Source organism: Paenibacillus turicensis (genome assembly GCF_017873435.1).
GTDB classification, from domain to species: domain Bacteria; phylum Bacillota; class Bacilli; order Paenibacillales; family Paenibacillaceae; genus Fontibacillus; species Fontibacillus turicensis.
Map to the genome: position 1 here is coordinate 44,467 of NZ_JAGGKG010000003.1, position 11,431 is coordinate 55,897.

9 protein-coding genes and 1 other annotated feature are annotated in these 11,431 nt (G+C 39.3%); all 9 genes read left to right on the top strand.

What is annotated here, in order from left to right; genetic code table 11:
* The first annotated feature begins 49 nt into the window (after positions 1-49).
* The 9 genes from J2Z32_RS04280 (at position 50) to J2Z32_RS04320 (ending at position 11,307) form a co-directional block, all read left to right on the top strand.
* Positions 50-826 carry a class I SAM-dependent DNA methyltransferase gene (locus J2Z32_RS04280; RefSeq protein ID WP_210087942.1) on the top strand — a complete coding sequence of 259 codons (777 nt, stop codon included), beginning with the start codon at positions 50-52 and terminating at the stop codon, positions 824-826.
* Between the two features lie 301 nt (positions 827-1,127).
* Positions 1,128-2,834, top strand: a complete 1,707-nt coding sequence (locus tag J2Z32_RS04285; protein WP_210087943.1) for a ribonuclease J — start codon at positions 1,128-1,130, stop codon at positions 2,832-2,834.
* A 175-nt stretch (positions 2,835-3,009) separates the two neighbouring features.
* Positions 3,010-4,278: a glycosyltransferase family 39 protein gene (locus J2Z32_RS04290; RefSeq protein ID WP_210087944.1), complete on the top strand. Its 1,269-nt coding sequence runs from the start codon at positions 3,010-3,012 to the stop codon at positions 4,276-4,278.
* A gap of 84 nt (positions 4,279-4,362) precedes the next feature.
* On the top strand, positions 4,363-6,303 hold the full coding sequence (locus J2Z32_RS04295) for a stalk domain-containing protein (protein WP_210087945.1): 1,941 nt from the start codon (positions 4,363-4,365) through the stop codon (positions 6,301-6,303).
* Positions 6,304-6,345: 42 nt separating this feature from the next.
* Positions 6,346-7,044, top strand: coding sequence for a glycosyltransferase family 2 protein (locus J2Z32_RS04300; protein WP_210087946.1), 699 nt, complete (start codon positions 6,346-6,348; stop codon positions 7,042-7,044).
* Between the two features lie 10 nt (positions 7,045-7,054).
* Complete coding sequence (locus J2Z32_RS04305) at positions 7,055-7,423, top strand: DUF2304 domain-containing protein (RefSeq protein ID WP_210087947.1); 369 nt, start codon at positions 7,055-7,057, stop codon at positions 7,421-7,423.
* A gap of 80 nt (positions 7,424-7,503) precedes the next feature.
* Positions 7,504-7,758: a binding site (T-box leader), on the top strand.
* A 99-nt stretch (positions 7,759-7,857) separates the two neighbouring features.
* Positions 7,858-10,284 (top strand): leucine--tRNA ligase, encoded by a 2,427-nt coding sequence (gene leuS, locus J2Z32_RS04310; RefSeq protein ID WP_210087948.1) that lies wholly within the window; start codon positions 7,858-7,860, stop codon positions 10,282-10,284.
* Between the two features lie 26 nt (positions 10,285-10,310).
* On the top strand, positions 10,311-10,763 hold the full coding sequence (locus J2Z32_RS04315) for a ComEA family DNA-binding protein (protein WP_210087949.1): 453 nt from the start codon (positions 10,311-10,313) through the stop codon (positions 10,761-10,763).
* Between the two features lie 19 nt (positions 10,764-10,782).
* Positions 10,783-11,307, top strand: coding sequence for a deoxycytidylate deaminase (locus tag J2Z32_RS04320; protein WP_210087950.1), 525 nt, complete (start codon positions 10,783-10,785; stop codon positions 11,305-11,307).
* Positions 11,308-11,431: the final 124 nt, after the last annotated feature.

Consider the following 11,431-nt stretch of genomic DNA (forward strand, 5'->3'; position numbering starts at 1 on the left):
ACAGATAACTAGAGTCTATCGTTGTGAAAAAAAGGATGGGTGATCACCGATGGAGGCTTACAGCAGGTTTGCCTATGTATACGACCAACTGATGGAGGATATGCCTTATTCAGAGTGGATTTCTTTTGCTAAAAAGGTATGGGACAAAACTGAAACTAACCCAAAAAGTATAGTTGATCTAGGTTGTGGTACAGGAAGTATTACGATTCCTTTAGCTGAAATGGGATATATTGTGACAGGAATTGATTTGTCAGAGGATATGTTAGCTGTCGCGCAGGATAAGCTAGAGCAAGTAAGTAAACTATCTCCACAGCTAAGAAATGCACAAGTGCGATTAGTTCAGCAAGATATGACGAGATGGGAAATGCCACAGCAGGTAGATTCGGTCATTTCCTTTTGTGACTGTATTAATTATTTGCTAACTGAATCAGCAGTTGTGCAAACCTTTGAAGCTACATATTCAGCTCTGCGTTCTGGTGGAAGCTTTATATTTGATGTGCACCATCCCAATACATTTGTAAACTATGATGAAGGCCAGCCTTATGTATACGATGATGACGCAATATCTTATATATGGACCTGCCATTATGAAGAAAACCTTCACCAAATTGAACATAATCTTAGTATTTTTGTGCAAGAGGGTGGAGAAAACTCTTCATATTATCGGCGTTTTGAAGAGGTGCATGTACAACGTGCTTACTCGATAGACTGGATGATGCAGTCACTGTATGCTTGCGGCTTCAAGCAAGTGGACTGTTACAGCGACTTCACGGAAGAACCACCAACTGAGGAAACCTCACGACTATTTTTTGTGGCAATTAAGTAATACTATCATTAAATTTTATCAAAAAAAACCCTTAAAGCCTTGCAACTGCAATGGTTTTAAGGGTTCCTTTTTTTTTCTAAAAATAAATTCATAGTTATTGTGGTTGTTATTCAGTATAATTAATATTAGATCATTTTTTGTTCGGGGTATTACATGTTAGTTCAGCATGCTCCTATAAAAAAATATAAGCTTTCAAATAGGACTTTACAAGGATTGGTACTTGACGTAGTCAGGCACTTATTTTTGCTATGAGCCTTAATTATAAATGGTATATTTTCATGAAGAGAGGATTAATCACATAATGAATCAAGTATTAAGCAAACCTGCGAAGACACAACGACGTCCTAAGTCGTCACCGCCACCAGTCCGCGTTTTTTCTCTAGGAGGGATCGGTGAAATTGGTAAAAACATGTATGGTATTGAGTATAAAAATGAAATCATCCTCATTGATGCTGGCTTGAAATTTCCTGATTCCAAGCTTTCAGGCATCGATTATATTATTCCCGACATGACCTATCTTGTGAATCAAAGTCATAAAATCAAGGGTTTATTTTTAACGCACGGTCACGAAGATCATATTGGTGCTATTCCTTTCTTGCTTAAACAGTTATCCATTCCAATTTATGGTGGAGCACTTACGATTGGTTTAGTGAAGGCAAAGCTTGAAGAATACCGTTTAAAGGGTCAAGCAGAGCTACACGTTTTTAGTGAAAATGATATCTTTGAATTTCAGCATCTTGCTGTTCATTTTTTCCGTACTACACATAGTATTCCGGATGCATTTGGTATTGTGGTAGATACACCTTATGGGGCTGTTGTGCATACAGGTGATTTTAAATTTGATTTTACACCTGAGGATCTTCCTGCCAACCTTCCTAAAATGGCAAACGTAGGTGGTAAAGGCGTTTTGGCCCTATTAGCAGATAGTACGAATAGTGAAAAAGAAGGGTTCACACCTTCTGATCGCAAAGTGGGACATGCCATTATGGAGTCTTTTCGTGAATGTAAGGGCAGAATTTTATTTGCTGCGTTTGCCTCAAATGTGAATCGCTTACAACAAGTCGTAGAAGCTGCGATCCAATGTGATCGTAAAATTGCAGTTATTGGTAGAAGTATGGAAAAAGTGTTTACAATTGCACAGGAGTTAGGCTACATTCGTCTTCCAGAAGGCTTGTTAATAGATGTGAAGCACATTGATAGATATGAGGAAAATCGTATTTTAATTTTATGTACAGGTAGTCAAGGCGAGCCTAACGCGGCATTAAGCCGGATTGCTTCTGGCGCTCATCGATCAGTACAGATCTATCCAGGTGACTCTGTTATTTTCTCTGCTTCACCGATTCCAGGTAATACGCAAAATATTAACCGTAGCATTGATATGCTGATGCGTGCAGGTGCGAATGTAATTTACGGACCTTCGTGGGGAATTCATGCCTCTGGTCATGGCTGTAGAGAAGATTTAAAGCTGATGCTCAGCTTTATAAGACCTAAATTTTTTATTCCAATTCACGGAGAATACCGGATGCTATTATCTCATCGAAATCTAGCAATCCAGACAGGAATCCAAGAAAAGAATATTTTTGTAATGGATATTGGTGATACCGTTTCTCTATATCGTAATCGTGCAAAACGTGGAAGAGCCATTCCTGCAGGTGAGGTCATGATTAGCAATGGGGAAATGCGTAGCTTTGAAGATGAATTGATCGAGGAACGTGAGGAGCTAGCTCAAGAGGGCGTTGTCATTGTTGTGATGACTGTAGATAAAACCACACAGCAAATATTATCAGGCCCAGATATTGTGACGCGTGGATTTGTGTATATGCAAGATGCGAGACCATTGCTCCGCCGTGCTGAAACTGCACTTCGTAAAAACCTAAATCGACTAGGTGAACGTCAAGAATATGACCATGCATTATGGACAAAAACGACCCATAAGGTTTTGCGTAGACATTTCACGAAGGAAGTTGGCAGAACACCTCACATCATGCCATCAATTATGGAGATTTAACTCAAATTTATATCTTATAAAATGATATTAAGTTGCGTTTTTTTGCGAAAGAACTTATCTTTTTTTGCAAAATACGCAACTTAATTGGTTAATATACGTTAGGTGTTATGTGGTTTGTATTTTTACCCTATAACATTTTGGATGAAAATTAGAGCTATTGGAGGGTTTCATATTGTTGTCAAGCAATCAGAGTAGTAGGTCTGGGGTGTTACAGCGTATTTCATATGCAATTTTTAAGGATAAGCGTCCCGCAGTCTTTATTAGTCTAGTAGTTATCTTTATTTTAGGTGCTTATTTGAGATTTGATTTCATTACTTCCGTTAAGCACAATGTGACTCATGATACAAAAGGGTACGATATTCTTGTTCGGCAATTATTTGAAGATGGTGTCTACGCCTATAAGGATACAAAGCCAAATGCACAGGTAACACCGGGGTATCCTATCTTTATGGCTGCTGTTTATAAAATGGTAGACTATCAAAACCATGATCCATATCCATATATTAGATACATACAAGTTGGGATCAGCTTGCTAACTATGTATATCATTTATCGTTTAGCTAGAAGATTAGGAGGCACAGGGGTAGGGATAGCCGCAACAGCGATTTCTGCCATTTATCCTTCGTTTGTATGGAGTAATGGAGCCATATTAACAGAAGTATTATGTACGTTTTTCCTAACGCTGTATTTGTATATGCAAGTGATTGCATTTGAGAAAAAAACTTGGCCGTATGCACTTGGTAGTGGTCTGTTACTAGGGCTAACAGTTCTTGTGAGACCAGAGTTTTTACCTTTGATCGTTGTTTGCCATGCTGTAGCCTATCTCTGGAAAAGAAATTGGAAAGAAATTGGTAAGCTACTTATCATTACTAGCCTAGGTTTAGGTATTGCGTTATCCCCATGGGTTATTCGTAATATCATTACTTTAAATAAAGTAGTTGTGGCTTCTACTCAAGTTAATCCATTTGCCGCTGGAACCTATCCGGACAAAAACTATGATGATGATATGGTTGATAGAAAAGGCAAAACGCAAATGGAAGTAGCAAAGGAACGGCTTTACATTGGTTTTACACAACATACATGGGAATATGTCCAATGGTACACCGTTGGTAAATTGAAGTACACCTACGGAAAAATGTTTTTTGGTGCTGGACATAGCCCTTATTACGAAGTCATTCCGTTGCTTCCTAGAAATGCATTACATTGGTTGTTAATTGGCTTCTTCCCAGTAACACTGGTGGCATGTATCAGGCGTTGGAGAGAACCTGCGTTTATGTTTGTGACTGTGATTGTTGCGATGTCTATGGTTCGTTTATTGTTTGTACCAGAGACACGATATAACTATACAGTAATGCCACTCATTATTATTTTAGATTGCTTAGTCGCAGCAGGCATTATCAAATGGTTTAAGCAAAGAAAGCAGCCGGTGATTCAACAAAAATGAGGATGAGGTGTTAAAAAATTGAATTTTCAGATTAAAAATTTCGTTGTAAAGTTGTTAGCTTTTGTTATGGTTTTCGCTTTAATTATGCCACAGACACTCGCATTTGCAGATCAATCAATAGATTCAACTAAAAAACAAGAGGATACTACAAATACAAGCAATGAAGGAACATCTTCAGATTCAGCTACTAAGGAAGGGACAACAGTGGAGCAAAACTCTGACCCTACTACACCTGTTGACCCTACTAAATCAGTAGATTCTACTACACCGGTGGATTCTACTAACGATGTGACTGAAGAGGGGAAACCTTCTACAGAGGCAACTCCAACTACGGAGCAAAATGCTACAACTGAAGGCGATGGCTTACTCGTTTTATATATGAATAGCGCGAAAATGGAGCAAAATGGGCAAGTCTATCAATCTACTTCCCCAATGACAGTGAAAAAGGGAGTTTCATATGTTGGTGTTCGCTCCTTAACGAACCAAATCGGCTATCAATTTACGTATTTGCCTGAAACAAAGGAATTCGTAATTACGTATGAAGGTCATGAGCTAAAATTCAAAGTAAATACGACTGAATATATGGTGGATGGTGTGCAGCAAACTATGCGTGGTGCCGTTTACCAAGAAAAAAATGTAACGATGGTTCCACTTACCGCAATTATGACTGCATTAAATATTCCTTATACTGTGGAAGGAAAAAAGGTAATTTTACAGCTTAAAACAGCTGAGGAGGAACCTGTTCCAGAGCCAATTCCGCCAGTAGCTCTTTTTACTACAGATAAAGCGGAATATAAAATTGGGGAAAAAATATACGTTAGTGATCAATCCACTCCAGGGAATAGTGAAATTGTAAGTCGGAAGTGGAGCGAAAATTGGCAAAGTCAAAGACCCGCATTTTTCTCCGCAGGTCCTAAAAGCATTACTTTGACGGTAACAGATAAAAATGGATTAACTTCTGAGTACACTGTAACGATTAATATTTCAAATGAAGTATTGTATACAGAAGCACAATTTAATATGCTATTTACAGAAGTAGGACAAAAATTCCCACTTGGTGAAAAAAGCGTACTTTCCTTTGACAGAGTTCCCTTTACTTTCACACCTGAGCCTTATACACTTTTTAGAAGTAGTGGCCCTGAGACGGTAACAACGGAAGGAATTTTGTATAGCGATATTATTCAAGGCAATACTCGTTTTATGATCCATCATGGCAACAAGATTGGTGAAAAAGCGAAGCTATATGTAATTGCGCAAAACGACAACATGACTGAAACCACCATTAGCACTGAAAGTTATGGTGTTGCAGGACCAAGTGAACACCCAGATATTACTGGACGTGTTTCATTTCAAAGATATTTGGAAAATTCATTAACAGGCAGCAAAAAAAATAATACTACGTTATTACCAGGAGAAAGCAAATTAATTTTAACTGACTTAAGTGCAAGTATTATGGGTCAAGGACAAGTATTATCATTGTTTGGTGATGTATACAGCGACAACCCAATCAAATATACTGTAGTTATAGTCAAGGCTGGTAGTGATCCGTTACAGGCACTTGCTACATTGCCGAATCTTGATCCAAAAGAATCGATTGTTCGCGGAACTTTCACTGACTCTACGAAGGTTTTCCGTTATACTGAGTTGTTAGGAGCTAAGGATCAACGTTTACCACTTACAGATAATTCGTTTGATTTGTTCCAACAAGGTTATGATGGCATTATGGGGACCTCTGCGATTAACTCAGGTAACTATGGTGTATTGTACAAGCTCCAGCTTGAGCGTGTTGCACCTAATACGTTAATAACGTTTAATCCACGTGGTGGCTTGTTCCTTGGTGCAGCGATGGTAAATGGTAAAGTGGTCAGCTTCTCACATTCAGACGCTACACCAACCACGTCAGCAAGTGTGCTTTATCGTACAGGTAGCAGCGAAGAAAAGGTAGAAATTATTTTGACACCTTCTGCTGGCAGTAATATGCCATTTAACCTATTGTTTATGCCGATGCCACAAAAAAAGAATTAATTATAACAGAGATGAAGAATTGAATTTCCGGAGGTCATTATTGTGAAGATTCTGTTGATCATACCCGCCTACAATGAAGAAAAGAATATCGGACGTATCCTCGATGTTTTGTGCCGGGACTATAAAGATGTAGATGTACTTGTTGTCAATGATTGCTCTACAGATAAGACCTCAGAGGTTGTACAGCAATTTCCGGTAGCCTTAGTTAATCTTCCTTGTAATCTTGGTATTGGTGGGGCTGTGCAAACAGGATATAAATATGCCTGGGAAAAAGGATATGATATTGCAGTGCAAGTGGACGGAGACGGACAACATAACCCAGCCTATTTAAAAGATATACTCCAACCGTTAATCGATGGTCAAGCCGATCTAGTCATTGGCTCTAGATATATTGACAAAACTGGGTTTCAATCCACTCGATTAAGAAGAGTTGGTATTGTGTACTTTTCTAAATTGCTGAAAATGTGTACAGGTCAGCTTATTACTGATCCCACATCTGGATTTAGAGCTTGTAATAAGGCAGTGATAGAGATGTTTTCTAAAAGATATCCTGTCGATTATCCTGAACCAGAATCGATTATGTTTCTAAAGCGTAATCAGTTCAGAATTAGCGAAGTACCTGTGCAAATGGAAGCAAGGCTGCAAGGTAAATCTTCAATTACTTCTTTTAAATCCGTATACTATATGGCAAAAGTATCGATGGCCATACTCATAGATAGTATGCGTAAGCAAATAGTGTAGGAGCTCTAGTATGATATCATTTAAATTTCAGATTATATTAATTGTTGGTGCTTTGTTTTGTTTTTTTGCTTTAATCAATTTAATTCGAAAATATAAACTAGAGCTAAGATATTCTCTCCTTTGGATGATTGTAATGTTGCTGATTTTAGTATTAGCAATCGATCCGCATTTAGTAGGATGGGTATCTAAGGGGATGGGTGTTGAGTTACCTGTAAATACTGTGTTTTTCCTCACTATCTTTGGCTTAATTATGATTGTTTTTTCCTTAACGGTTACAGTTTCTAAACTGACGACCAAAATTAAGGAATTGTCACAGCAATTAGGAATTATGCAACATCATTTAAATGAGCTTAAACAACATGAACAGCATAAATCCTAAAGGTGCGTACAGACTACTATCAAGTATTCATCATTGACATTTCGTCATTTTTAGATATAATTGTTTGTGATATTTACAAATGTAGGGCTATGACAAGGAGTAGTATTTTATTGTTCCCCATGCAGAGAGTTGGTGGCAGGTGCAAACCAACAGGGTTAAATAGAAGAACTCGCCTTTGAGCTATGATATAACGTTACCTGAGGCCTATTATGCTTAAGCTGTAACAGAAATATCATCGTCTTCATCCGCGTTAAGGATGCAAAGTGAGCTAAGGACAAAGCATGTCCAAAGCTAACTAGGGTGGTACCACGGGAATTAGACCTCTCGTCCCTAGCGATTATACGCTAGGGGCGGGAGGTTTTTTTGAAATACCGACTATACAAGTGATAGCAAAAAATGAATGGACTTTTTGTCACAACTAAGGAGGATTTACAATGGGTCATGATATTTATAACGCACAAGCCATTGAACCAAAATGGCAGAAGTATTGGGATGAGCAAGCAACATTTAAAACAAGAGAAGATGAAGGAAAGCCAAAATTTTATGCAATGGATATGTTCCCCTATCCGTCAGGAGCAGGTTTGCACGTAGGTCATCCTGAAGGTATGACAGCAACAGATATCGTATCTCGCTATAAGAGAATGTTAGGCTACAATGTACTTCATCCTATGGGCTGGGATGCATTTGGACTTCCAGCAGAGCAATATGCAATCCAGACAGGAGAACACCCTCGTGATATTACAGTTAAAAATATTGACAATTTCCGTCGTCAGATTAAATCATTAGGATTTTCTTATGACTGGGATCGTGAGTTCAGCACAACAGACCCTGAATATTACAAGTGGACACAATGGATTTTTATTCAGTTATATAAAAAAGGACTTGCTTATGTTGCTGAGGTGCCTGTGAACTGGTGCCCTGCATTGGGTACAGTACTAGCTAATGAAGAGGTTATTGACGGTAAAAGTGAACGTGGTGGTCACCCAGTTGTACGTAAACCGATGCGTCAATGGATGCTGAAAATTACAGCCTATGCTGATCGTTTGCTTGAGGATTTAGAGGATCTAGACTGGAGCGAAAGCATTAAAGATATGCAGCGCAACTGGATCGGTAAATCTGAAGGTGCTGAGGTTGAATTTAAAATTGAAGGTCATGATGCTAAATTAACCGTATTTACGACTCGACCAGATACGTTGTTTGGCGCCAGCTACGCAGTACTTGCACCGGAGCATGAGCTTGTTGCCTCCATTACTACTGCGGAGCAGCTAGAAGCAGTGAAGGCTTATCAAGAGCAAGCCTCACATAAAAGTGATCTCGAAAGAACTGATTTAGCAAAAGATAAGTCAGGTGTATTTACAGGTGCTTATGCGATTAACCCAGTGAACGGCGCTAAATTGCAAATCTGGATTGCAGATTATGTATTAGCTGGTTATGGTACAGGGGCAATAATGGCGGTTCCAGGTCATGATGAGCGTGACCACGAATTTGCTAAAAAATTCAACTTACCAATTATTGAGGTTGTTTCTGGTGGAAATATTGAGGAAGAGGCTTACGCAGGAGATGGACCTCACGTCAATTCCGATTTCATTAATGGTCTTCATAATGCGGAAGCAATTAAAGAAATGATTGCTTGGCTTGAGAAAAATGGTTATGGTAAAGGCAAAATTACGTATCGCTTACGTGATTGGTTGTTTAGTCGTCAACGTTATTGGGGTGAACCAATTCCGATTATCCATTTGGAAGATGGCTCAATGAAAACTGTTCCAGAGGATCAATTGCCATTACTATTACCTGATGTTGAACATATTAAGCCATCTGGTACAGGCGAATCACCACTCGCTAATGTTACAGAATGGGTAAATACAACCGATCCAGAGACAGGACTTCCAGCTCGTCGTGAGACAAATACAATGCCACAATGGGCAGGTAGCTCTTGGTATTACTTGCGTTATATTGATCCACACAATGATAAAGAATTGTGCTCATTTGAGAAGCAAAAGCAATGGTTACCTGTAGACATGTACATCGGTGGTGTAGAGCATGCTGTACTTCATTTGCTGTATGCACGTTTTTGGCATAAGGTACTTTATGATCTTGGTGTAGTGTCTACGAAGGAACCGTTCCAAAAGCTAGTTAACCAAGGAATGATCCTTGGTACAAACAACGAGAAAATGAGTAAATCTCGTGGAAATGTCATTAATCCAGATGAAATTGTCAATGAATTTGGTGCGGATACGTTACGCTTGTATGAAATGTTTATGGGTCCACTTGAGTCAACGAAACCTTGGAATGCAAATGGTGTGGAAGGAATTCATCGTTTCTTGGCACGTGTATGGCGTTTATTCGTGACTGAGGATGGTAGCTTAAATGCGAAGATTGGTGCTAATCCTGAAGATACCTCGTTAAATTCAGTATGGCATAAAACAATTAAAAAAGTGACTGAAGACTTTGAAGCATTACGTTTTAATACCGCAATCAGCCAATTGATGATTTTTGTTAATGAAGCCTATAAAGCACCACATATACCTGTGGAGGCGGCAGAAAACTTTGTACAAATCTTATCACCTCTTGCCCCACACATTGCGGAAGAATTGTGGGCACGTTTAGGTCACAAGGAGAGTATTACCTATGAGCCATGGCCAACTTATGATGAGTCTTGGACAGTGGAAGCTGAGGTTGAGATCGTAGTACAAGTGAATGGTAAGATTGTTGACCGCACAAAAATAGCGAAGGATTTGGATCAAGCAGGCATGCAGGAGCATGGTATGAGCTTAGATAGTGTTAAGGCAGCTATTGAAGGCAAGACTGTCCGTAAGGTCATTGCTGTTCCAGGCAAGCTTGTTAATATTGTAGTGGGTTAATGGGATAAGGGTGGTGAGTATGAACAATGTATAAATCTAAATTCATCCTTGCCATAACATCTGCTGTAATGGGTGCAGGTTTAATGTTTGTTGTCACTAATCTGACATCCTCTCCAGCAATTGAAGGTTGGACTCCGGTTAATACTGCTGTTGCGTCTACACTAGTGGAGCAGCAGCAGCCTCAATCGGAGCAACAGCTTCAATCAGAACAACCAAGTAAACAAGAACAAAACCAATCATCTGGGAAAGTTGCGGATAGTGAAAAATCAGCAGAGCAAACGAAACGAGTTAACATAAATACTGCAGGTTTAGTTGAATTGCAAAACATACCAGGTGTTGGAGAGAAAAAAGCGCAAACGATTATAGATTATCGTAATAAGCATGGTGCTTTTAAAAAAGTTCAGGATTTGACGAAAGTAAAAGGAATTGGTACAAAAAGCTTTCAGAAAATGAAACCATTTATTGAGATTGGTTCTTGAACAGAGGAGAAATGCTGGAATGAGTCAAGATGCACGTGCACGTAAGGACTGGGACACGTATTTCATGGACATTGCCTACATGGCATCTACAAGGTGCAGATGTCATCGACGTCATGTTGGGGCTGTATTGGTGCAGGGGAAAAAGCTACTTGGGACAGCTTATAATGGTGCACCTTCAGGTGTGCCAGACTGCTCAGAAGCGGGCTGTATGATCGCAGAGGAATATGAGCTAGCTATTGTAGATGGACAAGAGCAAATGGTGAAAAAACAGCGTTGTGTGAGAACAATCCATGCTGAACAAAATTTGTTGCTATTTACTGATCGTATTGATCGTGAAGGAGCAAGTGTGTATGTGACAGATCAGCCTTGCTGGACATGTGCCAATATGCTTGCAAATAGCGGTGTGCAGGAAGTAGTTTACCATCGAAGCTATCCTAAGGATGCGGATAAGGTGACTAAGCTGATGCAGCAGGTTGGCATTACATTTCGTTGTCTAGAAACGTATGAGCCTCCTGAGGTAGCAGTAAGTGAGATTACAAATTAGAGCAGTACTAAAAATTACAAGACATGAACAAGGAAGAACCTTTAACTACGTGAAGACGTGGCTAAAGGTTCTTTTTTATTGTTAAACGATAATCCAACTGCGCGAGAGGTTTGCGGAATGATGG

What these genes read in the sequence shown, in the direction of transcription:
- J2Z32_RS04295 (WP_210087945.1), top strand. Translation starts at nt 4,363, where the DNA reads ATGCCACAGACACTCGCATTTGCAGATCAATCAATAGATTCAACTAAA.
- J2Z32_RS04285 (WP_210087943.1), top strand. Translation starts at nt 1,128, where the DNA reads ATGAATCAAGTATTAAGCAAACCTGCGAAGACACAACGACGTCCTAAG.
- J2Z32_RS04280 (WP_210087942.1), top strand. Translation starts at nt 50, where the DNA reads ATGGAGGCTTACAGCAGGTTTGCCTATGTATACGACCAACTGATGGAG.
- J2Z32_RS04305 (WP_210087947.1), top strand. Translation starts at nt 7,055, where the DNA reads ATGATATCATTTAAATTTCAGATTATATTAATTGTTGGTGCTTTGTTT.
- J2Z32_RS04320 (WP_210087950.1), top strand. Translation starts at nt 10,783, where the DNA reads ATGAGTCAAGATGCACGTGCACGTAAGGACTGGGACACGTATTTCATG.
- J2Z32_RS04315 (WP_210087949.1), top strand. Translation starts at nt 10,311, where the DNA reads ATGTATAAATCTAAATTCATCCTTGCCATAACATCTGCTGTAATGGGT.
- leuS (WP_210087948.1), top strand. Translation starts at nt 7,858, where the DNA reads ATGGGTCATGATATTTATAACGCACAAGCCATTGAACCAAAATGGCAG.